The sequence below is a fragment of the Robertkochia sediminum genome, assembly GCF_016786255.1.
In the GTDB taxonomy this organism is placed as follows: domain Bacteria; phylum Bacteroidota; class Bacteroidia; order Flavobacteriales; family Flavobacteriaceae; genus Robertkochia; species Robertkochia sediminum.
This window is the reverse complement of record NZ_JADMKT010000064.1, coordinates 1-24,351: the sequence shown is the minus strand read 5'-3', so window position 1 is coordinate 24,351 and position 24,351 is coordinate 1. Positions and strand designations below refer to the sequence as shown.

General features: G+C 46.5%; 20 protein-coding genes. 9 read left to right on the top strand and 11 right to left on the bottom strand.

Annotated features, from left to right (window positions below; translation table 11 throughout):
• Positions 1 to 13: 13 nt before the first annotated feature.
• Positions 14 to 712 (top strand): hypothetical protein, encoded by a 699-nt coding sequence (locus IS446_RS01970; RefSeq protein WP_203058009.1) that lies wholly within the window; start codon positions 14 to 16, stop codon positions 710 to 712.
• Positions 713 to 780: 68 nt separating this feature from the next.
• Here IS446_RS01970 and IS446_RS01965 read toward each other — a convergent pair whose 3' ends face one another.
• Both IS446_RS01965 and IS446_RS01960 read right to left on the bottom strand, forming a co-directional pair.
• Entirely contained in the window at positions 781 to 1,530 is a 750-nt protein-coding gene (locus IS446_RS01965; protein ID WP_203058007.1) for a zinc-dependent peptidase, read from the bottom strand.
• A gap of 107 nt (positions 1,531 to 1,637) precedes the next feature.
• The gene (locus tag IS446_RS01960; RefSeq protein ID WP_203057999.1) at positions 1,638 to 2,429 is read right to left on the bottom strand and encodes a patatin-like phospholipase family protein; all 792 of its coding nucleotides are present in this window, start codon (positions 2,427 to 2,429) and stop codon (positions 1,638 to 1,640) included.
• A gap of 269 nt (positions 2,430 to 2,698) precedes the next feature.
• Between IS446_RS01960 and IS446_RS01955 the strand changes: the two genes are divergently transcribed.
• The gene (locus IS446_RS01955) at positions 2,699 to 3,697 is read left to right on the top strand and encodes a Gfo/Idh/MocA family protein (RefSeq protein WP_203057990.1); all 999 of its coding nucleotides are present in this window, start codon (positions 2,699 to 2,701) and stop codon (positions 3,695 to 3,697) included.
• A gap of 28 nt (positions 3,698 to 3,725) precedes the next feature.
• Here the strand turns inward: IS446_RS01955 and IS446_RS01950 are convergent, their stop codons facing one another.
• Positions 3,726 to 4,202, bottom strand: coding sequence for an acyl-CoA thioesterase (locus IS446_RS01950; protein ID WP_203057982.1), 477 nt, complete (start codon positions 4,200 to 4,202; stop codon positions 3,726 to 3,728).
• Between the two features lie 137 nt (positions 4,203 to 4,339).
• A complete protein-coding gene (locus IS446_RS01945) occupies positions 4,340 to 5,107 on the bottom strand; it encodes an exodeoxyribonuclease III (RefSeq protein ID WP_203057980.1) in 768 nt (255 codons plus the stop codon).
• A 135-nt stretch (positions 5,108 to 5,242) separates the two neighbouring features.
• On the opposite strand from IS446_RS01945, the gene IS446_RS01940 reads away from it, so the two are divergent.
• From IS446_RS01940 to IS446_RS01920, 5 genes are all read left to right on the top strand, one after another.
• Positions 5,243 to 5,749 (top strand): lactoylglutathione lyase family protein, encoded by a 507-nt coding sequence (locus IS446_RS01940; protein WP_203057978.1) that lies wholly within the window; start codon positions 5,243 to 5,245, stop codon positions 5,747 to 5,749.
• A 160-nt stretch (positions 5,750 to 5,909) separates the two neighbouring features.
• Positions 5,910 to 6,296, top strand: a complete 387-nt coding sequence (locus IS446_RS01935) for a hypothetical protein (protein ID WP_203057976.1) — start codon at positions 5,910 to 5,912, stop codon at positions 6,294 to 6,296.
• Between the two features lie 57 nt (positions 6,297 to 6,353).
• Positions 6,354 to 8,465, top strand: a complete 2,112-nt coding sequence (locus tag IS446_RS01930) for a TonB-dependent receptor domain-containing protein (RefSeq protein ID WP_235996373.1) — start codon at positions 6,354 to 6,356, stop codon at positions 8,463 to 8,465.
• 214 nt (positions 8,466 to 8,679) lie between these two features.
• The gene (locus IS446_RS01925; RefSeq protein WP_203057974.1) at positions 8,680 to 9,708 is read left to right on the top strand and encodes a c-type cytochrome; all 1,029 of its coding nucleotides are present in this window, start codon (positions 8,680 to 8,682) and stop codon (positions 9,706 to 9,708) included.
• Positions 9,708 to 11,054 carry an OprD family outer membrane porin gene (locus IS446_RS01920; RefSeq protein WP_203057972.1) on the top strand — a complete coding sequence of 449 codons (1,347 nt, stop codon included), beginning with the start codon at positions 9,708 to 9,710 and terminating at the stop codon, positions 11,052 to 11,054. Before IS446_RS01925 ends, IS446_RS01920 begins: the two co-directional genes overlap by 1 nt.
• A gap of 74 nt (positions 11,055 to 11,128) precedes the next feature.
• Here IS446_RS01920 and ccsA read toward each other — a convergent pair whose 3' ends face one another.
• From ccsA to nrfH, 3 genes are all read right to left on the bottom strand, one after another.
• Positions 11,129 to 14,254, bottom strand: coding sequence for a cytochrome c biogenesis protein (ccsA, locus tag IS446_RS01915; protein WP_203057962.1), 3,126 nt, complete (start codon positions 14,252 to 14,254; stop codon positions 11,129 to 11,131).
• Between the two features lie 72 nt (positions 14,255 to 14,326).
• Complete coding sequence (gene nrfA, locus IS446_RS01910) at positions 14,327 to 15,826, bottom strand: ammonia-forming cytochrome c nitrite reductase (protein ID WP_203057954.1); 1,500 nt, start codon at positions 15,824 to 15,826, stop codon at positions 14,327 to 14,329.
• Positions 15,816 to 16,433, bottom strand: a complete 618-nt coding sequence (gene nrfH, locus IS446_RS01905) for a cytochrome c nitrite reductase small subunit (RefSeq protein ID WP_203057952.1) — start codon at positions 16,431 to 16,433, stop codon at positions 15,816 to 15,818. Before nrfH ends, nrfA begins: the two co-directional genes overlap by 11 nt.
• A 167-nt stretch (positions 16,434 to 16,600) precedes the next feature.
• Between nrfH and IS446_RS01900 the strand changes: the two genes are divergently transcribed.
• Complete coding sequence (locus IS446_RS01900; protein ID WP_203057942.1) at positions 16,601 to 17,881, top strand: alginate export family protein; 1,281 nt, start codon at positions 16,601 to 16,603, stop codon at positions 17,879 to 17,881.
• A 52-nt stretch (positions 17,882 to 17,933) separates the two neighbouring features.
• Here IS446_RS01900 and cydB read toward each other — a convergent pair whose 3' ends face one another.
• The 4 genes from cydB to IS446_RS01880 all read right to left on the bottom strand — a co-directional run bounded on the left by cydB (position 17,934) and on the right by IS446_RS01880 (position 22,514).
• The gene (gene cydB, locus IS446_RS01895; RefSeq protein ID WP_203057940.1) at positions 17,934 to 18,971 is read right to left on the bottom strand and encodes a cytochrome d ubiquinol oxidase subunit II; all 1,038 of its coding nucleotides are present in this window, start codon (positions 18,969 to 18,971) and stop codon (positions 17,934 to 17,936) included.
• A 9-nt stretch (positions 18,972 to 18,980) separates the two neighbouring features.
• Positions 18,981 to 20,357 (bottom strand): cytochrome ubiquinol oxidase subunit I, encoded by a 1,377-nt coding sequence (locus IS446_RS01890; protein WP_203057938.1) that lies wholly within the window; start codon positions 20,355 to 20,357, stop codon positions 18,981 to 18,983.
• A 121-nt stretch (positions 20,358 to 20,478) separates the two neighbouring features.
• Positions 20,479 to 21,816: an MBL fold metallo-hydrolase gene (locus IS446_RS01885; RefSeq protein ID WP_203057936.1), complete on the bottom strand. Its 1,338-nt coding sequence runs from the start codon at positions 21,814 to 21,816 to the stop codon at positions 20,479 to 20,481.
• Positions 21,817 to 21,839: 23 nt separating this feature from the next.
• Positions 21,840 to 22,514, bottom strand: a complete 675-nt coding sequence (locus IS446_RS01880) for a peroxiredoxin (RefSeq protein WP_203057926.1) — start codon at positions 22,512 to 22,514, stop codon at positions 21,840 to 21,842.
• A 388-nt stretch (positions 22,515 to 22,902) separates the two neighbouring features.
• Between IS446_RS01880 and IS446_RS01875 the strand changes: the two genes are divergently transcribed.
• On the top strand, positions 22,903 to 23,988 hold the full coding sequence (locus IS446_RS01875; RefSeq protein ID WP_203057834.1) for an IS110 family RNA-guided transposase: 1,086 nt from the start codon (positions 22,903 to 22,905) through the stop codon (positions 23,986 to 23,988).
• Positions 23,989 to 24,351 lie beyond the last annotated feature (363 nt).

The window sequence follows — 24,351 nt, the reverse complement described above, 5'->3', positions numbered from 1 at the left end:
AAAGTAATGGACCATGATGGATAGATTACAGCGTATGCGACGGATGCATCTTAGCAGGTTTGAAGACGAACATGCTATAGCTTTGCCCCCGCATTTAACAGAGAGCCGGAATGCTCTTTTCGAGCGACCCGAAACGACCAACCAACCGCTTACTTTCAAAGCATTCTTCACCAAAGCAGAGGCTTCACGCGAGAAGCAATCTAAAAGCTACAGCCACCGACTTAAGAAATTAAACGCCTTTGGCCTTCATGAGGTCACCGACAGAGATGCCATGGCCTTACTGGCCTGTATGGGCTATCACACAGGGAAGGACGGGGTTTCAAAAGAGCGTAGGAGGCGCATCCTGGATCGCATCTATTTTAATAACCTTCGTAAGGATTGCAAAGAAGAACTGGTATATTCCTGGGGTAGACGAAGTCCGGAAGAGCGGTTGCGACTTTTGGCAGAAACCCTTGCCTATGTTTGCCTGAGCAGGGAAAATGAGATCGATCCCGATGCTTTGATCGCGGTTCGTGAACTCAAGGAAGATCTTGATTACCTGCGTCGCATGTACTATTACCCGACCTTTAACTACGCCTGGCCGGCCATAGCCAGTGGTGCTGATCGTATTATTTCAAGAACGATCATGGTGAAAAGCGAAGAGGAAGTCCGTGTAAATAATTTATTTCTCGCAGTATATACCCTCACCCGCAAATTACTGTCCTTTTCCTGATCGGATAAGAAGGATCTTGAAGAAGTATGAGGTATCCCGTTTCAGGGGAAGGCCATAAATGAAATGCCCTATTTTAATAAGTGCAGAAATCCTGTCGGTGTTTTAGGGTCTCTTGGATCTTGTCTTAATAGCAGGCACATGCTTTTGTACAAGGCGGGGTTCTCTGCATAAAAAGCGTATGGTTTTTCGAAGAAATTTTCCAAAGAGGCAGAAAAGAGCTCCATGAGGTTGGTACCGGCATAACGTCTAAAGAGTTCTGATTTTCCCTGGCGGATTTTCACCAATTGTTTTAATCCCAAACGCTCCCATGACTGCAAGTGCTTTGGGTGGAGTATCTTTTTAATGATGCCGCACAGGCGGTTCTCCAGGATAAGGCAATGCCCGAATTCATGAATGGCAAGGTTGGCCCCTTCCGTTGGAACCACGAATCCCATTTCTACCGCCGGCCAGCTCAGGTTAACACTTCCCGTTAGCGGATTTACGTCGCCATTAAAAAGCGTGTTCATATTCTTGTAGCTGTAGGGACGTGAAAAAATAAAAATGCGTTTAAAATGTTCCAGAACATCCCTTCGCAGACCGAAGGTGATCTGAACAAAGGCGCTTCCCAGGAGGAGTTTCATTTCCCGGGATACATAAAATCCAGGTTCCGACTGTATGTTTACCGATTTAAGAAAAACCAGGGTACGTATCACAAATTCCCGTTGTCCCTTTTCATCGAGATGCTGGTAATAAGCAATACGCTTTGAGAACACCTTGTGGCATGTTTCTTTTTCTGTTCTGCCAAAAAAATAATCGTATAGTTGGTATCTTAAATTCACTACGCCGGTCTTTAGAAATACCATAGTGAAAGCAGATGATGCGGAAAGATAAGGTTACTAAATATAGGAAAAATCACCAAAAAAGCAACTAAAACACTGAAAATGAGCTAAATACTTTCGCTTAGCACCTCTTCCAGATGCCTGGAGCCGTGTTCATAGCCTATTTCAAAAGCCTTGTCGATCCCCTTTTTATCCAACACCCCTATGAGTCCGAGTCCCTCCGGTCGGAAGAGCATATCGGGAATATGGAGCTTATTGATCGCACTGGCATGGAGCATTAGCAAATTGGCGCGCTGAGAGATCTGCAGGGAATTGCTGAGGTCTTTTTTACGCATCACTCCCATAGAGGAGGTGTAGCTGCCAATGATAAAGTCTGCTTGTTCTTGTAAGGGCTCTACCGGGAAATTATTCATGACCCCACCGTCTGAATACAGTTCGCCCCTGATCTCTACAGGACTGAATACGGGGGGCAGGGCAGCAGAGGCTAGTAAGGGGTGAATGAGCTCACCGGTTTGAAAATATACCGGTTTTCCCTGTTGAAGGTTGGTTGCCGTAACATATAAAGGCCGGTGTAAGGCTTCGAACCTGTTTTCCGGAAAATAGTTTTCAAGCGCACCAACATACTTTTCGGTGTCAAAGAGTCCCGGCTTATTGATCGTTACAAAGTTGTATTGAAATAAGGGGGTTTCCTTGAAGAACGCCAGCATGTCTTCAGGCGCATAATTATTGGCATATAGAGCCCCTACAAGGGCACCGGCACTAACCCCTGAAATGTAATGCGGATGGATATCGTGCTCGTTAAGGGCTTTAAGGATCCCGATATGGGCGATACCCTTGACCCCGCCCCCTGAAAGGGCGAGTCCGATCTTTTTCTGGTTAAGTTGCATTGGCTTGGTCATTGGCTGGTATTTGGAATCTGACTACAATATAGGTTTTTCATAGTTATCGCCGGGGTCTTTATACGGCTGTTTACTCCCGTTTTATTCTTTTCAAAAGGGAGCCAATGATGAGCACAACTCACAGTTACGGTTAATTGCTGTTGGCATCCTGATCAGGGAAGCCTCGGAGGTGTTTACCTGCGCTCCATGTGGAATTGTATACTTTCGAAGGTAATTCCTACCTTTATCAGACAGATGTTACCTTTTCAGTGCACTAAATCTTTACAACTATGGCAGAACAAGCAAAACAAATTCGTTGGGGTATTATTGGATTAGGGAATATTGCCCGTGAATTGGCCAGAGATCTCGCTTTAGTTCCGGATGCCGAATTAGTAGCAGTAGCGTCACATGCTGCAGAGCGGGCAGAAGATTTTGCACAGGAATTCGGAGCGAATTATGCCTTTGGTTCCTATCAAGAGCTTTTTGAATGCGAGGAGGTCGATGTGGTTTACGTAGCAACCTACCACCATCTGCACGCCCGATATAGCATTGAAGCTATGAAGTACGGTAAACATGTACTTTGCGAAAAACCTGCGGCGATCAATGCTACCGAAGCTGAAGCCATGATCGAAGCTTCCCGAACCAATGAGGTTTTCTTTATGGAAGCCCTATGGTCGCGATTTAATCCATCCCTTAGAAAGATCAAGGAGATGGTCGATGAGGGCGCTCTGGGAACACTTAGATCTGTTCAGGCCGATTTTTGTTTTTACGGACTGGATGCCGATCCTAAGGGACGGTTATTAAACCCAGAACTGGCCGGAGGCTCACTGCTGGATATCGGGATATATCCGGTCTTTTTATCCTACCTCCTATTAGGGATGCCGGAAAAGATCAGCGCCCAGTCACGGTTCTTTCATACGGGTGCAGAGATCCAGACATCCATGATATTACACCATCCATGGGCACAGTCGGTGTTGCACAGTTCTTTTGCACACACCAGTGATAACCGCGCAAATATTTGCGGGGAGGAGGGACAGATCATTGTTGATCCCTTCTGGTTTCAGACCACGGGCTTTACCCTGACCAGGGAAGGTAAGTCTCAGCCGTTCTCTTTTCCACTTAACGGTAAGGGATATACCTATGAGATCGAAGAGGTACACCAGTGTATTCGCGGGGGGAAGACAGAAAGCGAATTGTGGTCGCATAAGGACACCCTTAACCTGATAAGCTTGCTGGACAGGATCAGGGAAATTGCCGGCATTGATTTTCCGATAGCTACCCTCGAATAAAAGAAGGGAGCGACTGCGACAGCGCAGATCATTCGCTAAAAAAAGGTGCCATTTCTTTGCCGATCTGTTCGCGCAGTTCTTTCAGTTTTTTGGCATAGTTGGCCAATTGCATCTGGGTTTGCGTTTTGGGTTCCCATTTTCTAACCGGCACAGGTTTTCCCTGGGGGTCTACCGATACGAATACGATCACACAATGGGTCTTCTTTTCAAATCCTTCTTGTTCAAAATCCCTTGAGTAGACATCAACGGCAATATGAATACTGGTCTTTCCGGTATAGATCACATAGGCATCGATCTTGATGACCTCCCCGATATTAATAGGTTTATAGAAACGTATTCCTCCTACATAAACAGTTACGCAATAGGTCGAAGCCCAGGTGCGGGCGCAGGTATAGGCCGTCTGGTCGATCCATTTCATGACGACTCCTCCGTGGACTTTACCTCCGAAGTTGACATCGGTGGGTTCGCTTATGAATTGAAAGCTGGTTTTGTGCTGATCGGTCATGTATTTACTTTAAGTGACTCGGCTTAATGCCGATCTCCTTAAGATACGAAATTTCAGCATTTACACTTTGTTTGATACAGGTATGGGGTGATTTTGAGTCCCAAATAAGTACTTGCCACCAGATCGTTCTATAGTCCTTAAAAAGTCAGGGTGAGTGCCACCGGACAATGATCAGATCCCATGATGTCTGAGAGGATCTCGATCTTTTGTACCTTATCGACCAGGGATTCACTAATGAGGAAATAATCCAGTCGCCATCCGATGTTCTTTTTACGGGCGCTGAAGCGGTAGCTCCAATAGGTATACGCTTCTTCTTCCGGGTGAAAATGACGGAAGGTGTCTACGAATCCGCTTTCCAGGAAACGGGTCATCCCATCGATCTCCTTTTGGGTGTATCCGGCGGTCTTATTGTAGTTGGATTTGTCGTTTTTTAGGTCGATGGCCTGATGGGCCACATTCATATCCCCGCATACGATCACCGGTTTTTTCTTTTCCAGTGCCTTTAGGTAGCTTAGAAAGTCTTTATCCCAGGTTTCCCTGTAATCCAACCGCACCAGTTTTTGTCCGCTGTTAGGTACATAGACGTTCACCAGGTAAAAGTGTTCGTATTCGTTGCAGATCACCCGTCCTTCATTGTCGTGTTCCAGTTTCCCGATGCCTTCAGTTGTAATGATCACCTCCGGTTTACTCAGAATGGCGGTGCCGGAATACCCCTTTTGCTCAGCGGCATTGGCTGTGATACCATAAGCCTCACTAATCGGTTCAAGGGCCTTTTCGGTTTCGTGTACCTGGGCTTTGGTTTCCTGCAGGCAAAGAATTTCCGGATCCAGGACTTCAACAGTTTCAAAAAAATCTTTCTTGATCACGGCGCGAATACCGTTTACGTTCCAGGAGATGATCTTCATGGGAATATTTTTTGTGAAGATACATATTCCACACTTATTTCGCCAAGTAACCATAAAGGGAGGTGTTTTGTTGTCGTTTCATGCTGATTATCAGATTATTATGTCTAATTTTAATTCGTTAAAAATCAGCGTATTATGAGTGCATACCCAAGGACATTTTCACATATAGGGATCTCGGTTCCGGATATTGAAAAAGCAGTACAATTTTACCAGGACATTATGGGCTGGTATGTGATCATGCCTCCAACCCTGGTTAAAGAGGAAAAAGAAACGCCTATCGGTGTGATGTGTATCGATGTTTTCGGAGAGGGCTGGAAAGAATTTATGATCGCCCATATGGCGACTTCAGACGGGATCGGGGTCGAATTGTTCTCTTTTCACCTGACCAATAAAGGCGATCGACCTGAGTTTGATCCCTTCCGCACCGGCCTTTTTCACTTTTGCGTCCAGGATCCGGATATCGAAGGGCTCACCAAAAAGATCGTAGATGCCGGGGGAAAGCAACGTATGCCCATCCGCAGTTATTATCCGGGAGAGAAGCCGTATCAAATGGTCTATGTGGAAGATCCGTTCGGGGTGGTTTTCGAGATCTATACCCACAGTTATGAGCTCACCTATTCATCGGGGGCCTATAACGATTAACGTTTTCGGTTGAAATCAGGATAACACTTTAGGATAACCGTTACATATTTTTCATTAAAGTTCCTAAATTGAAGCTGGTCTCATAAAAATCAGCCATAGTTAATTCATTGTAACTTAAGTAACACGCGCATATCAGGAGTTGCATTATTTTTGCAAATCCATGAAACTGCGTCCTCAGCTCATACTACTGCTGTTCACCCTCATTGTGCTGGCGCACAATTTAAGGGTTCCTGCGACGTACCTCTACTACATCACTGCTACAGACGATTTTATCGAGCGACTTTGTGAGAACAAGGATCGTCCGGAACTCAACTGTGACGGGAAATGTTACCTGGCAAAGATGTTACAGGAGGCCGATACCGAAGAGAATCCGCTGCCTAAAGAACACTTTTCCTGGCCTAAGAACATTTTGTTCGTTGCTTTTGAAAACAAGACCCAGCCTGTTTTAGAGGAACCTGAGATCTTGTCGTATGGCAGTTACATTAACTTTTATCACCTATTACTTTCCAAGGCGGTATTCCATCCGCCCAACGCTGTTGCTGCATAATTCCGGTGTGAAGAACCCTAACAGGTTCCGATAATTTATAACCTAATTATACTAGTAATGAAACAGCTAATCAAGGCATCTGTACTGATGCTTACTACTGCTATGGCCTTTGGTCAGGAGGCAGAGCCGGTGGCGGTTGATACCACCCAAAATACCATCAATACCTTAGGGGCTGTGATCCTTTATGGTAACAAACTTCAGGACCCTGTAATGAGCACAGAACACTACGATTATATGAAGCGGGTGGTACAGCCCCGAAACGTAGCCGATATGTTCAATAATCTCAACGGATTCTCCCTGGTAAAAAGGGGGAATTACGCCATAGATCCTTCTTTCCGTGCAGCCCAATACGAGCAGCTCAATGTGCAATTTGACGGAGGTACAAAGGTCATGCATGCCTGTCCGAATCGCATGGACCCCATTACGACCCACGTAGTGCCTGAGTCAATTGAAAATATCCAGGTGATCAAAGGACCTTATTCTGTGCGCTATGGTGCGAATTTCGGAGGGGTGATCAACCTGGTGAGTAAACGCCCTGATCGTAATGAGCGCGGACTCCAGGGTAGTTTTAGTACAGGATATGAAGGTAATGGGAATTCGCATGTAGAAATGTTGCATCTTGCTCATGTTGGCAAGCAATTCGATATTTCTTTAGAAGGTACCTACCGCGATTTTGGTAATTATGAAGATGGTGATGGAACAGAGATCCCATCTGCTTTTCGCAGTACAGATTATGCCGTACATACCGGCTATGCGTTTACACCAAACGATTACCTGCAGTTAAAGTGGCGACAATCTTTCGGAAGAGACGTCTTACATGCGGCCCTGCCTATGGATACAGAAGAAGATAACTCCAGCATGATCTCCCTTGATTATACCCGTAAGAACGTGAGTGAAAAGGTGAGTAATCTGCACGCCAAGGCCTACTATTCGTATGTAGATCATATCATGACCAATGCCCTGAGGCCGAGTTTTATGATGACCGAGGCTGTAGCAGCCGTGGAGGCTACAACTATGGGCGGTAAGGTCGAAGTAACCTGGAGTCCGGTGTCTCATTTAAAAGTGTTTTCCGGAGTCGATGCCCAACTCGTATTTCGCGATGGAGGTCGTACCCGCATGGTAAAACGCAATATGGCAGGAGACCTGTTACCGGAACCAAGGGTGTTTAATGATAAGGTTTGGCAGGATTCCTATGTAAACGACTATGGTTTGTTCTCCGAAGGGAACTGGCAGCTTTCGAACGATCTTACCTTAACCACCGGTATCCGATATGATATCGTGGCCTCGGATATCCGCGACCCTGAGGCCGATTTTGCAGCGCTCTATCCGGAATTGGACCAGCGCACCGAATACAACCTGAGCGGAACAGCTTCCCTGAAGTACAGAATTCAGCAGGGAATGCTTTTGGAAGTGGCTTATGGTAGAGGGATGCGTTCGGCAAATATGATCGAAAGGTATATCAATCATTTTACAGTGGGGCAGGATCCCTATGAATACGTGGGTAATCCTAACCTTGATGCCGAGGTGAACAACCAGGTTGAGGTAGCCCTCAGAGGAAAAGTGGAACCGGCATTTAAAGGATTGCATGCATTCAATTACGGGGTTTCCGGATATTACTCGCGTTTTGAGAATTATATCGTTGCCGTGATCGATCCGGAGCTGGATCGTAAATACATGCCTATGGCACAGCCAAGTGAGGTAAAGCGTTTTACAAACCTCGATAAGGCCTACAAGTACGGAGCAGAAGCCGAGGTAGGTTTTGAATTGACTCCTGAGCTAAGCCTCAACGGATTCATGGCTTATGTTTACACCAGGAACGAAGACCTGGGAGAGTCCCTTCCGCTAACACCTCCATTACGCAGTCGTGTACAGTTCATGTACGAAGGGAAAAAGTACTGGTTGGGTATTGATCAGAATTTTGTTTCTGCGCAAGATGAGATCGCCCCTTCCTTTGGAGAGACCAGCACCCCGGCATATCAAACCACAGACATACGCGCCGGTGTTAAACCCTGGAAAGGCATTAGCCTGGGGGTTGCAGCGCTCAATCTTTTCGATGAGACCTATAGCGACCACCTTAATTTCTCATTTGTGAACCAGCAAGGGTTCCAAAGAACCCCGATCACCGATCCGGGAAGAAATATTTCCGTTTTCCTGCAATACCGTTTTTAATACCGTATCTATATCATACAAGAAAAAGCCTTCCATACCGGGAGGCTTTTTTTACATGATACAGTCTGCTTTTCATGCGATCGATACTGCTTTAACACGCTGTTAAAAGCTAACTTGCCGAATATCCGTACGTTATGTAACATTTATCACAGAGCCTCTCTGGTCTTTATCTTAACTTTGTTTCTGAGCAATAGGAAGATAAAACACCATAGCAATGGAAGATTTTGGCACCCTTATCGAATCACTGCGAAAAAAGCTGGCCCTGCTTATGGGGCTCATTATGCTGGTATCGGTCTTTATCTTTTACTACAGTTATAATCCGCAATTATTTTCATTTTTAAATACCGAACCCACTACCTGGGAATTAAAGGTTCCTGAGGAAGAATTTGCTGCAGGTGTCATGGATCCCGATGTCAAGTACGGCTACTTGCTGTTGTCCGAAACAGCGCGATGGATCGGTCCCGGAGTGGAAGATCCGGAAATGCGCTATACAGGAAACACCCTTTCCTGTACCAATTGCCACCTCGCCGGAGGTACCCAGGCCGGATCGGCATCATGGGTGGGTGTCACCCAACGCTATCCGCAGTTTCGGGGCAGGGAAAACAAGATCGGCACCATCGAAGAACGTATTAACGGTTGTATGGAGCGAAGTATGAATGGAAGGAAATTACCTGGAACAGGTAAAGAAATGAAGGCCATGGTCGCCTATATGGACTGGCTGGGGAATGGGCTGCCTGAAGATCAGGTAGCAAAATTCAAGGGGTATCCAAAGCTGGTGATCCCGGAAGAAGCGGTAGATCTGGAAAAAGGAAAGGCCGTATATACCCAGCATTGTGTGATCTGCCACGGTGAGAATGGTCAGGGAGCTCCAAAGCCCGATGGCCCGGGGTATGTTTATCCGCCCTTATGGGGTACAGACACCTATAATAACGGGGCAGGGATGCACCGCGTGATCACCGCTGCCGAATTTATCAAGTCTAATATGCCCTATCTTGAAGCTACATGGGATAACCCTAAACTCACCGATGAGGAGGCCTATCACGTGGCCGGCTATATCAACAGTTTTATGCGTCCCGAAAAAGGTAACCTGGCAGAAGACTTTCCGGATAAAAAGCTGAAACCCGTATCGACACCTTATGGCCCGTGGAGCGACGAATTTAGTCCGCAACAACACAAATACGGACCCTTCAAGCCGATCATGGAGTACTACAAGAAGGAATACGGAATCACAAAAACAAAGTAATGTACAAACCGGCCCTGATCTTCATTTTCTTGCTGATCAGTCTATCCCTCCGATCCCAGGAGGAACAGAACAGACCCTACCGCGGAACATTGAGCGGACAGTGGAGAACCTTCTACATGACCACCCAAAACAAGGGCGATCTCAAGGACTACTACGCCATGGCCACAGGAGGGCATATACGTTATCAATATCGCTTTTCTGACCGGTGGCGCATTGGGGCTGCATTCTATACTTCTGCAAATCTGCAAATTCAAGACCTTACCCTTGCCGATAGAACCACAGGAAAAACCAGCCGCTACGAGGTGGGGCTTTTCGATGTTACTGATATTGAAGATCCCTTTATATGGCTTGTGGGTGAATTTTACCTGGGATACAGGTCGAATCATCACGAAATTCAGCTGGGAAGGATGAAGGTGAATACCCCATTCTTGAATGCACAGGATGGCCGAATGATCCCAACCCTGGTAGAAGGTGTATGGTATACCTATAGCCCCGGCGATCATACTCATTTGCAACTGGGACTCATAGGGAGAATAGCTCCCCGGTCTACAGCCAGGTTCTACAATATAGGAGAAAGTATTGGCCTCTACCCGGTAGGTCGGGATGTCGTTGGAGATCCTTCAGGATACCTGGAGAATGTAAACTCTGATCTTATTGCCGTAGCCAGTGCAGATTTCGATCTGGGCGAAAAGATGACCCTTAATGTTTGGGACCTGTACGTAGATAATGTGTTTAATTCTTTCTACGTGCGATCCGGGTATGACCTAAGCGATCGCTGGAAGGCAGAGGTGGAGTGGTTGCACCAAAACCGGGTGAACAACGGGGGGAATGCCATAGATTCATTGACCTATTTTAGTAATAAATTTTCTGATGTTATCGGGGGAAGAGTAACCTACAAGATGAAGCGTTCTTCATTGTCTCTTGCCTATGACCGTATTACCGGAGCGGGGCGTTTTCTTTTTCCCAGAGAATGGGGGCGAGAATTTCTTTTTAGCTTTCAAAAGCGCGAGCGCAGCGAGGGTACAGCCGGGAATCACGCCCTGGTGGCCTACTTTCATACCAATACCTATTTTTCCAAATTACGCACCCGTATGAAGGCCTTTTGGAGCGCCGGGCAAAACTGGAAAGATTCCACCACCGATCCTGCGCTCAATAAGTACGCTTTTTCCAGCTATGCCCATTTTAATGCCGACCTCTTCTTTGAGTTCGATAAGTTAAAAGGATTCCGGCCTGAGCTTCTGGTAACCTATAAGGTGGCCAATGGGGACTATCCCGATAATCCCAACTTCATTATCAATAAGGCCGATATGTGGAACATCAACCTGGTTTTGAACTATAACTTCTAATACCGGTTCTTAATTCATAAGGGCTATATGTGAGACATTCAACTCGTATGGAATATAATTTCGAATACTGTTACTTACAGGCGTAGGGTCACCTTCTTTCCAAAACGAAACCAAGCCATTACCGATAAAAGTATCATAAGGGCTGCGATCACATAGACAAACGTAGGTACCGGCATTGGATCTCCTGCAGCGTAGCTATGGAGGCCTGATAAATAGTAGTTCACCCCAAAGGAGGTCATGATGATCGACCAGAAGGCAAACATACTGCTCGCATTGACTACATAGGGATTGTGGAGTTTTGGGATGAGCCTTAAATGAAGTACGACACTGTATATGATGATGCTTATAAGCGCCCAGGTTTCCTTAGGATCCCACGCCCAGTAGCGCCCCCAGGATTCGTTGGCCCAGACCCCTCCCAAAAAGGTTCCCACTGCCAGAACAAAGAGTCCGATGGTCATGGAGATCTCATTGATATAGGTGAGTTCTTTGATGCGTTTATCTACATTCCCCGCGATCGATGGGGTGCGGATGATCATGAGGATAAGCACCATGATCCCTAATACGGCCGAAAGGGCCAGGGGGGCATAACTGCTTACAATAGTAGCCACGTGCACCTTGAGCCAATACGATTTTAGTACGGGCATGAGGTTGGTGATCTCCGGGTTGAGCCAGTCGAGGTAACTCACAAATAGTAAGGCTCCCGAGAACAAGGTGGCAAGCGGTAAGGCAAAGTCAGATTTCCTGAAGGTGAGGAATCCGCATAGGAGCAATACCCAGGCCACAAAGACCAACATCTCGTAACCGTTACTCCAAGGGGCATGTCCGCCGATATACCATCTGAGGATAAGGTTTCCGGTAAAGACCAGGAATCCGACCAGGGTGATCAGGATGGCGCCATTCCAAAGGACTTTCAGGAACTTATTCGTCTTAAAGATGAAGGTAATGGCAAGCACCAGTAATACAGCTCCTATAGTGAACAGGAACTGGAACATCCAGAAGTTAATGTTCAAATCGTTGTACAGGAGTTCGGCGTTGATCTTTTTCTCACCGGGAATGATATCGGCTGCCAGGGTCTCCTGGTAGGTTTTTATATATCGTGCCTTTTCAAAAGCCTCAGCATAGTCGCCATTGTGTATGTCCAGGAAATACAAGGGAAGTACATTCTTCGCGAATCGTGCATCTTCCGGGGAGAAGTCCTGAAAGTGGTGATTGGTCGCAAACCAGGTGTCGTTTTCATCATTCTTATTGGGGAAGATCTTCATAAAATCTCCCTGGAGGATACCGAAAACGATATTAAATCGTTCATCAACCTTGATCAGTTCTTTATCGGTCTCATTGCGCTCTGCCGGTTTTTTAAGATTGGCCTTTTCTACAGCTTCAGAGAGGATGTAACTCCCATCGGCTTCCAACAGGTCGTTAAAGGCTACCAGTTCGTTGGGGTGTTCCGGAAGTTCTTCGGTTACGGGCGAGAGCTTCTTGCTATCTACCTTGATCAGGGGTAGGGTTCGCCATTGCTCGGGGTACATTTGCATAGATAAAAATACCTGGTCTGGAGTTAGCCGGAAGGAGTTTCCGGACTGCTCGAGTTCAAGGTAGTTCTTCCTGGAGATCTTTCTAAGGAATTCAGACGCCAAAGAATTGAGCGGTTTGATGCGTCCGTCGAGATCCTGGACCAGCACCCTGGAGAAATTTTCTGCCTGTTCGATAGGGAAAACGATATTCTGAGCAATGGTCCCTTCAGCATCTTCACTTTGTGCTGCAGCGAATTGCATGGCTATTAGTGCGACGATGGCCGTACCGATGCGCTTTAATTTTTTAAGTTTTTTGTTGATCACCCAAAAGTGCGAGCCTTTCCCAAAGAGTGTAAGGAACATCCCCAGCCCCATGAGCAGGTATCCCAAATAGGTGATATACGTACCCGGACGGTCCTTATTTACGGCCAGCACGGTACCCAGTTCGTCGGTGTCGTAGCTCGCCTGGTAAAAACGGTAACCCCGGTGATCCAGCACATGGTTCATATGTATGTTGTAGTTTTCCTGCTGTTCTCCTTCAATGATCCTGACTTCGCTGGCGTAAGACGACGGACTCGTAGAACCGGGGTACCTTTCCAGCTGGAAGTCTTCCAGGTAAAGTGCGAACGGTAGGTTTATGGCATCCGACCCGTAAGAAATGTGACCGGTGTATGGCCCTATCGCTATGGGGTGTTGCACGGGCAGAAAACCGGAGCGGAACAGGAGATTGGTACTAACTTCTTCTTCTCCCAATTGGAGTGTGACCTGGACGATATCGTCTTTGGTTTCTTCATTATTACCCGGTTTTTCGGAAGTGCTTATAAAATCTATTCGGCCGTTAGGGTGATAATTTAAGGGCACAAAAGAGATGTCTCCTTTGCGATACAGTGTTCTGAGTTGCATGGGTTGTACAGAGTCTGTGCTGATCTTTCCGGCGACCTGTTGTGCCATGATGAAGAAGTCAAGTTCTGTTGGTGAGGTCATCGTGAATCCTTCTTCCGATCGTTGAATATTCACTACTCCCGGGCTATCCACCTCAAATCCTACTTTGATCGAGGGAGATAAGATCTCTGTCTCGCCGTATTCGAGCAGCAGGGTTTCCCTTCCCTGTCCTTTGCTCACCACCATTTCGATCATGGGTTTTCCATGCTCTTGGTCGTCTACGATGCGGGTTTCGGCATCGGGAATAAATCCTTCTACACGCACCTCCAGGGGTTGGCCGTCGATCTCGGTATTCCAGGAGTGATAAGGATCCTGAAGCGGGATGAGCTTTAATGGTTGGGTAAAGTCGTGATGAATGCTGTTGCTGGTGAGATGGATCCTGAGAAAGGTTTTATCAGAAATTATGGTAGACGACTGCTCGCCTTCACGAATACGCATGACTCCCCCTTCGGAGGTGTAGCGGGTTATGGCAGCTCCGAGAATGATGATGATAAATGCCAGGTGAAATAACAGCATGCTCCATTTTTCTTTTCGAAAGAGCCTGTATTTGAATATGTTCGCTACGAAGCAGAGGGCGAGTCCGACCATAATAAGCTCGAACCACCAGCTGTCATAGATGATCGCCCAGGCAGTGGGTGTGCCGAAATCGTTTTCCACAAAGGTGGCTGTAGCCATGGCTATGGCAAACAACATCAATAAAATAAGGGCGAGCAGGGGCGAGGCAAATACTTTATACAATTTCTGCATCAGCAAAAGTTTAGATCGATTCAAAAATTTGATTACGGGCGGTTGTTGCTATATGTTTGGTGGTGGTATCGGTTAATTGGAAGCGTCGGCTACCTTATCTACTCCCATCTGGCTTTCGCGCTCACGGGCTTCTTCCAGCCACTTAGGCAGCAGATTTTCCTTGAATTCTTTTTTCTCAGCTTCGAGTTTCTCCATATCCATTCCCAGGAAGGCCTGAGCTTTCTCTTTGGTGGAGATATCCGGAACAGGAACCTCTTGATTAAAACCAAGGCTGGCCAGCATTCGGGCTAATTTTACCCGTGCTTCCTGAGCTTTTTCGAGTCCGCTCCCGATCACCCTGGCGGTTTCTACGGGGGAGTGGAACGAGGCTCCGTGGGAGGCTGCCGCATAATCCCATCGCCATTGGGCATGACGAATATCCATCAGGATGGGTTGCATCTGCTCTTCTGTAGCGCCCAGGTCCCAGCATTTTTTGGCTTCCAGGTGGGCTTTCACCAGCATGGTCTCCAGTTTAAGCCTGTTCTCATTGGCCTTAGCCTGACGCTCATACACATTGGCGCGAAGTTTTTCGGCATCTTCCCGGTGGCATACCTGGCATGCGTTGGAGATGTTGTTTAAAGGCGACTGAAGGTGGTGGTCGGTATATTTTTGTCCGCCGGAGCTTTTATAAGGCATATGGCAATCGGCACAACTCACCCCTCTGTCGGCGTGCACTCCGGTAAGGTAGGTTTCGTACCCCGGGTGCTGCGCTTTGAGCATGGGGGTTTTACTTAAGGCATGCGTCCAATCGGAAAATTCGATCTCATCAAAATATGCCTCCATTTCTTCAGCCTTCATCCCGTTCTTCCATGGGAATACCAGGTAAGGCGTACCTTCTTTTCCCGGGAGGTTTTTGTTGAAATAGTATTCCACATGACATTGGGCACAAACCAACGAACGCATTTCCTGGTGAGTTACTTTGGTAATATCCTTACCCATGGCATCAAAGGCTTCGATCAATGCCGGGCGGGTAATTCTCAATTTCATATTATCGGGGTTGTGACAATCGGCACATCCAATGGGGTTTACGATCTCGGCACCTTTATCGGCCCATTTCCCCTTGTAGAACTCTGCTACCCCGATCTCGTTCATGAGTCTGGGTACATCGGGACTCTTACAGGTCCAGCAGGTGGCCGGCATAGGGCCATCACCCGGACCTTTTGGTCCGCCGGTTCTCAGCGTATTGTGAATGTCCTCAACAGCGTAAAAGTGTCCGCGTCCCTGGTTGTAATCCTTAGCAAAGCCATATCCGGCCCATAAGATCACCAGATTGGGATCTTCTTCCAGCATATCTCTCATGGCCGACCCTCCCTGGTAAGACACAAAAGAGGTGTCTGAGGTTTGCAAAGACGATTGGTATTCTGCAGGATAATTTTCTCCCCAAACGGCATTTCTGGGTTCGTACTGACTGATCTTTACCTTAGGCGCGTATTTGAACTTGGCTTCACTCTTGCGATTGATTATACTGGACGCCAAAAGTCCAAGAAGAAATACTACGACCAGGGTCACCAGGAAAAGGACTTTATTTTTCATCGGTTGCGTTTTTATTGTTTAACTCTGCTTCCAACCACTCGGGTACGATCTCTTCCGGTTGATCGGTGGGTAGGGGAGCAATATTGTATTTTACGGTGGAGAGCCCGTGGATCTTTCCGTGGGGAACTTCCCGGTGGCAACTCCAGCATTTACGGTCGGTACGATTGCTGGTATGGGTGTCCAGCCAACCTACATATTTGGTTTCGGTAACCTGTTGCACATGGCATCGAAGACAGTTATCCTGTACTACCTCTGCCGATTCTTCACGCATAAAGATCACCTCAGGTTCTGCACGGAGCGTAAAAATGGAAGCGTGGTAGAGGCCATCTTTCGCTTTGAAAAAGTATTGGTTGAAAATATTGTCATGGGGTACGTGGCAATCGTTACATGATGCCCACTCCCGGTGCGAACTATGCATCCAACTGTTATAGACAGGGGTCATCACGTGGCAGTTCACGCACGCTTGGGGATCGTCTTTCATATAGGAAAACACCTTGGCCTCATTCGCAGTGAAAGCTGCGGCCCCAAGGATCACCGCAATAAAGAAAACGGCAACGGTTCTCCATCGCGAGGATCTGGGTGGTAATATTTTGCCTAATAGACTCAAAGTGAGAGAGTTTCTTTAAAATTAGTAAAATTTTAAGACGGTGGACCTACAAAGAGGGGTAAAATGTGTTTTAAATGTTGATCAACAGGTGATTAACCTTCAGTAGGTTGAAAATTTATACCTTTAATACACACTAAACAGGAGCGATCCTTATAAAAACCAACCTCATGAGATCAATAATTACTTTCCTCTTCGTTATTTCAGGGTGCCTTATGATGAGCGCCCAGGAATTTCAGACCTCCCTGGATTTTCGCGATCGTTTTGAATTGCGCCACGGCTTCGGTACGTTATTTCCTGATGGGGCCGAACCCGCTGCCTTTGTACGACAAAGAGCCCGGTTGAATGTAGGCTATACCCACGATTGGGTCGACCTGCAATTTTCGGTGCAGGATATCAGTACCTGGGGTGATACCCGGCAGATCCTGCCTCAGGACGACAATGGGTCCCTGATGATCTTTGAAGCCTGGGCCAAATTAAAATGGCAGGAAAAATGGAGTTTAAAATTGGGACGGCAGGTGATCTCTTACGACGACCAGCGTATTCTCGGGGGACTCGATTGGGCCATGCAGGGGCGTACGCATGATGCGGCACTTATTCGTCATCAGAACAACGGTTTAAAGATCGATCTTGCCTTTGCCTTTAATCAGCAAAATGAGCCGCTAATTGGTAATGCCTATCCCGTGACAGGTTTCTTCTCCTATAAGACCATGCAGTTTTTACATATGACCAAGAGCTGGGAAAAGGGCAGTACCAGCTTTTTGTTTCTGAATAATGGCTTCCAGAATTTTACAGGTCCTGATAATGATATTGCCGATGGGGTATACTACAGGCAAACTACGGGATTGTACACTAAAAACCCGGTGGGGGAGGATCTGGCTTTGGAAGGATTTGCTTATCTGCAATTTGGTAAGGCGACCAACGAGACCGATCTCAGTGCCTACGATGTGGGGTTAGAAGCTACTTATAAGCCCGGAAATACCTTATTTGGTTTAGGGTTCGAGATGCTCTCGGGGACCGACCAGGATGGTGAGAGCAAGAATAAATCCTTCTTTCCGCTATACGGTACCAATCACAAGTTTAACGGATTCATGGATTATTTCTACGTAGGTAATCACGCCAATAACGTAGGATTGAACGATCTTTTTGCAAGGGTCACTTTTAAGACGGGAGAAAAAAGTAATTTACTGGTCAAAGGCCATTATTTTGCAGCCAATGCCGACCTGAGCGGAGGCACCGATAAATACCTGGGAACGGAGCTCGACCTGGTGTTCACTCAAAAATTATTCACCTTCGCCACCCTGAATCTCGGCTACTCGCATATGTTCGCTTCAGACAGTATGTCGCTTATCAAAGGTGGAACCACCAACGACAATACCAATTACTGGGGGTGGGCGCAGATCAAGATCAATCCGGTATTGTTCAAACACAGTTGGGCTGATCACCAATAAGAGAAGCAGATCAATTTGATTATCTCAACTACAAATTGCCGAAACGCGCAGATCAATAGCTCGTTTCGTCGAGCTGAACCTTACCTTTAAACGTACGGTAAACAAATATGGTGTATCCTGCAACCAAAGGAGCTCCTATGGCTACAATGGTCATCATGATCTTCAGGGTTTTGGTCGACGCGGCAGCCTTGTAGATATCGATATTGTTTTCGGGAGATATGGTAGAGATCAATAAGGTGGGATAGAGCTCTATGGCTACCAGCATAAGCATTAAACTTATGGTAAGGGCAGAGAACACGAATGCGAGTCGGTACCTTCTTTTACTCGCCAGTCGGGGTACATTGGCGATACTCAGAAAGGTGAGCAGGGGAATGATGAATAACACCGGGTTACTCTTAAAATCGTCGGAAAGGTGTGGAATATAAAGCAGGGTGAACAGGGTGGTTACTCCGAAGCTTACCATAAAAAAGATCATCCCTTTTTTCAGTAAGAAGGTAAGCAGGGTAAACATTTTACCCTCCGTTTTAAGCAACAAATAAATGGCCCCGTGCATCATAAAGAGAAAGAGGGTCGTGATGCCGGTTAGGAGGGCATAAGGATTGAGGAATTCAAAGAATCCGCTCCCTGCATAGTTGTATTGCTCGTCGATGGCGATACCCTGAAGTACGTTCCCCAAAACCACGCCCAATAAAAAGGCCAGCATGATACTGGAGATACTATAGGTCACATCCCACATGGAACGCCACCATTTCATGGGTTCCTTACTGCGGAATTCAATAGCGATAGCTCTGAAGATGATGAACATCAAAAAGAGCATGAAGGGAATATAGAGGGAAGAGAAGAATGTGGCGTACATGAGCGGAAATCCTGCAAACAAGGCCCCGCCACCAATAACAAGCCAAACCTCGTTCCCATCCCAAACGGGTCCGACCGCGTTCAAAGCGATACGCCTGTCGAGCTCATTCTTGAAGAACAGGTGCCAGGCCCCCGCCCCAAAATCAAATCCGTCGAGAATGGCATATCCCGAAAACAGTGCCCCTACAACAAGGAACCACCAGGTGGGGTAATCGAGTCCTAAAAGGGTTTCCATAAATTTGTTTTAACGCGTTAAACTTTCTGTAAATTCTTTGGTATGGGGGCGGTCGTCTATCTCACGGGTATCGTAAGGTCCGTGTTTGATCTTCTTATTGAGCAGGTAGAGAAACAAAACGAATAACAGCGCATAGATCACAAAGAACATGATCAATGAAAAGAGGATCTGATTGCTTGTAACGGCCTGTGAAAAGGCATCACTGGTACGCAGTAATCCGTATACTACCCATGGTTGCCTGCCCATTTCGGCGGCAAACCATCCGGTTTGATTTGCGATCTGGGGGAGAAGAACTGAAAAAACAAAGAGCCACATGAGCCACTTCTGACTAAAGAGGGTGCCTCGCCACCAGCTAAAGGCTGCGTAGCCGGTAAGCAGGATGAGGAACATCCCTATGGCCACCATGATGTGATAGAATTGGAAAACAGCATTGACCTGTCCCGGGCGTTCATCTTCGGGGAAGGCATTGAGGCCGGTTACCGGAGTTTCGGTATCGCCATGGATCAAAAAAGATAGCATCCCGGGCATGGCCAGTCCGTTGACTTCCTGCGTATCGTTATCCACCCATCCCATAATGTAAAGGTCGGCAGGGGCTTCGGCCGGATAATGACCTTCAAGAGCAGCGAGCTTGGCAGGCTGATTTTCTGCTACCCCCTCTGCCGAGCGGTGACCGGCGAAAAGTTGCGCCAGGGAACACACCAGGGCCACAGACAGGGCGATCTTAAAAGCTTTTTTAGAAATGGCTACGTGTTTGTTCTTTACCAGGTACCAGGCATGCACGCTCAGTACAAGAAAGGTACCGGCCAGGAAAGCCCCTAACCACACGTGAAGCAGGCGGTCTACACTCGACGGATTAAAAACCATTTCCCAGAAATCGGTGATCTCTGCGCGGGCATTCATCCCTTCCCCGACAATATGATAACCGGCAGGAGTTTGCTGCCAGCTGTTGGCAACCACGATCCATACTGCAGAGAACATGGATCCCAGGAACACACCAATGGTAGCGACCAGATGAACCCAGGGTTTTACCCGGTTCCATCCAAATAGAAGCACTCCTAGAAATCCGCTTTCCAGGGCAAAGGCAAAGATCCCTTCCGCAGCAAGGGCACTACCAAAGATATCACCCACATAGCGGGAATATACAGCCCAATTGGTGCCGAATTCGAACTCCATCACGATCCCCGTAACCACGCCGATCCCAAAGGTGAGTGCAAAGATCTTGGTCCAGAAGCGCGCCAGGCTGTGGTAGATCTCCTTCCCGGTACGAATATACTGGCTTTCGAAGATCACCAGCATGAGTCCGAGGCCAATGCTGAGGGGCGGATAGATATAGTGAAAGGCTACGGTAAAGGCAAATTGAATACGTGCTAATATTTCGGTTTCCATTAAAATTCCGGAGGAGTTAGAGGTTAGCAATAACGATTACCGTAAAAATAGAAAATTCTACCTTAAGAACTGATAATAAGTCGCTTAAGGTAGAATTTAAGATAGGTCTGGGGGTGGGGGATTATTTAAATTCTTCCACCGCTACACTGAGGTCGAATACATCTCCATCGACGAGTCCTTCGAGGATACTGCTTCCTGCAGCGCTGCGATACCCTCCGGCACAATGCACTACCAATGGTTTGTTGGCAGGTACTTCCTTAAAGCGCTCGCGAAGTTCATTGAGTGGAATATGAATGGTGTCTTTAAAGAATTCGGCTTCAGCCACTTCTCCGCTGTTTCGTATGTCTACGATCGTAAAGTCTTCCGGAGTTGATCTGAATTTTTCCAGATCTAATGACTTGTCGGTCTCCAGGTCACCTTCCATATCAAGGGTGTATACCGCCAGGATCTGTGCTTCATACCCGATCTTGGCGATCCTGCTCAGCAAGTCTTCCCTTTCCTGAGCCGAAGGGATCACGAGGATGAATTTCTCTTCCGGTTTTACGATAGACCCCAGCCAGGTTTCGATCTTGTCGTCGATACCATTGCCCTGGATATTGATACTTCCCTTAACATGGCCTTTTTTAAAGGCATCTCCCGGACGTGTGTCTACGATAAGCGTTCCGTTGGGTTTCGGGTTTTGATTCATGTAAAAGGGAATGCCGGTAATGCTTCCTTCAAAGTTAGGCGCTCCTGCTTTGTTGATCCCTACATCATAACCGAAGTAAGAAGGAATGAAAGGCTGATCTTTCAGGATCTCATTTACGAATTCTTCTTCTGTTTGTTTTCTGAAGGCCCAGTTCCCCATACGTTCATTCCCCAGAGTACTGCTGGATGCCTCGCTGAGGTTCTTTCCGCATAGGGATCCTGACCCGTGGGCCGGATAGACCATGGCGCCATCGGGAATATCGTTGAACTTGTTTTGAATGGTGTGATACATCATTTTGGCAAGCTCCTCTCTTTTGGCCTGCATGTTTCCGGCTTTCTCTCTCAGGTCAGGGCGTCCTACATCACCAATGAACAAGGTGTCTCCGGTGAAAAGGGCCTGGGTTTGGTCTTGTTTGGCCAGAATAGTGATCCCGTCGGGGGAGTGTCCGGGAGTATGTATCGAGATAAACGTGATCTCGCCCATGGTGAAGCTATCGCCTTCGTCAAAGGCCTGATGCGGATAATCGGCCCCCACCATGGCACTGGTATAGATGGTAGCTCCTGTTTCTTTGTGAATTTGCAGATGACTACTCACAAAATCGGCATGTGGGTGGGTTTCGAATACCGCTACGATACGTGCTTTATTCTCCTCGGCGTATTTGTAATACGGCATAGGATCTCTCGCCGGATCGACAACGGCCATTTTATCGCCACTAACGATGGCATAAGAATAATGTGCAAGTGGCTTATCTTCAAACTGTTTTACTTTCATAGCGTGATTTTTTTCTTTGTGGTTTAGCTGTTAGGAATATCTTTTTTCGCCAGGTACCAATCTACCTTTTCAAGCGTGGTATCGGCCAGGCGGTCGTTGAGTTCATCAAGTGATTTTGGTGGTGGTACAATAGCCTTGTCTCCTTGTTTCCAGTTGAGGGGTAGTGCCACTCCGTGCTTATCAGAAACCTGCAAGGCGTGCAATGACCTTAAGATCTCGTCCATATTACGCCCTACATTAAGCGGATAATACATGATGAGGCGTATCTTTTTGGAAGGGTCGATAAAGAATACGGCACGTACGGCGGCAGTTTCACTCTCGTTAGGCTGAAGCATTCCGTATAATTTGGCCACCTTCATGTCGAGATCGGCAATGATTGGAAAGTCAAAATACACGCCGGTATTCTGTCTTACGTTTTGCACCCATCCCAGGTGGGCGTGAATACTGTCGATACTCAGTCCCAATAATTCGGTGTTAAGCGCTTCAAATTCGGATTTGCGCTCTGCGAAACCGCTCATCTCGGTGGTACATACCGGGGTGAAATCGGCCGGGTGAGAAAACATGACCACCCATTTATCTTTGGCGAAATCAGAAAATTTGATCTTTCCTTTGGTCGTTACAGCCTCAAAATCGGGAGCCTGATCACCAATTCTTGGCATGCTATAGATTTGTTGATCTGTGTTATTTATTGTTTCCATTTGAATAGTGATTTTTAAAGTTAGTCAAAAATAGGACTTCCTACAACGGTTACGTGTAACATAAGTGACACAAAATGAGGGTTTTAATTGGATTTTTCGATGAGGGATAGGGAAAAGTTATGGGGGTTACGAGGTTATGAGGTGAAACTGTGATGCAGTGACGCGGTGATACGGTGACACGTTGATGCTGTAATGAATAGATGTCTTTGCGAGGAGCGAAGGGACGAAGTAATCTGCTGAAAGGGTAAAGTTACTATGTTTGTTTTAGGCCACAGTTCCAATGAAATAAGAGGAAAGAATCAAAGGTAGAATTGGGGCATTATTAAACAAAAAAGCATAAGCCAAGTTTTTTATTTTAAGGTAATAACAATCTAAAAAACATTGACTTATGCCGACATTAGTTAAAGATACGCCGAGAGGATTTGATGGGCAAACAATTTATATTGGAATTGACTGTCATAAGAAGAGTTGGAAGGTCACGCTTTTAAGTGATAATTTTGAACTGAAGACGATGAGTAGGGATGCTGATGCTCAAGGGTTGGCAAAATACCTTCAAAAGCATTATCCCGGAGCTTGTTATAAGGCTGTTTACGAGGCGGGCTTCAATGGGTTTACTCCTTGCAGAACACTTCGTTCATTGGGTATAGATGCTCAGGTGGTACATGCAGCAGATATCCCTACAAGTCAGAAGGATCGCCAACGAAAGAATGATACGGTCGATAGTAGGAAACTAGCCAATACACTGCGATCCCAGTTACTTAAAGGGATCGATGTTCCGGATCGGCATTTGGAGTTAGACCGTAGTTTACTGCGTTTGCGTTATAGTTTAACGAAGGATCTTTCCAGGGTGAAGAATCGGATTAAGTCGCTTTTGTTTCAGTATGGGATTTCTATTCCTGAGGAACTTGACCGGGGGAGCAAGAGTTGGACTAAGGCTTATGTTGCGTGGTTGGAAAGTGAGATGGTAAAGTATCCGGATCTTAAATTCATTATTCAGGCTCATCTGGATTACGGCCAATATTTAAAGGTCAAGAAGAAAGAGGTGAGTTCTCGTTTAAGAGCTCTGGCAAAGAGTAATAATTACCGTGAGAATGTACTATTGCTGCAAAGCATACCTGGTATAGGTGTTGTGACAGCCATGACTTTGCTGACTCAAATTGGGGATATACATCGTTTTACCAACTTTGACCGTCTTTGCGGTTATTTTGGATTAATGCCTAAGGTACATGCTTCAGGAGATCGGGAGAGCTCCTCGGGTATAAGCTCCAGAGGTCGAACTAATGTAAAGAACACATTGATCGAAGCGGCCTGGAGTGCAGTTCGCAGCGATCCTGCACTGACTTTACGATTTACCAACTTGAGTAAACGGATGAAAAAGAATAAGGCTATCATTCGAATTGCCAAGAATCTTTTAAACCGGATTCGTTATGTATTAATTCATCGAGAGCCTTATAAGTATGGGGTCGTATGTTAAAAACAAATAGCGTGAATCAGAAAGCTTTAACTTTAATGGTACTATTTATAAACCTGGGAAAATTACAAAGGGGGAACGAACGTTCGTTTACAATTGCAGCACTTGAAGATCACTGATCTGCAAGCAGACTGTTCGGTGAAGTTTACGTCCCCCTTCCTTTTAAAGTGAACAATAAATTGCAGCTAATGCCTAAGCATTGAGACTGTTGATAGAAGATTAATTGAAAGGGTTTTTAGTAAAAAAGTAGTACCATCAAAGAGAAAGAGTGTTTGAATCATGAACAGAAATGGAAGCTTTGAAAAGGGCTTCCGAAAGACTATAATGGTAAAAAACAGGCTTTTTGCTTGGAAAACAACATAGAAG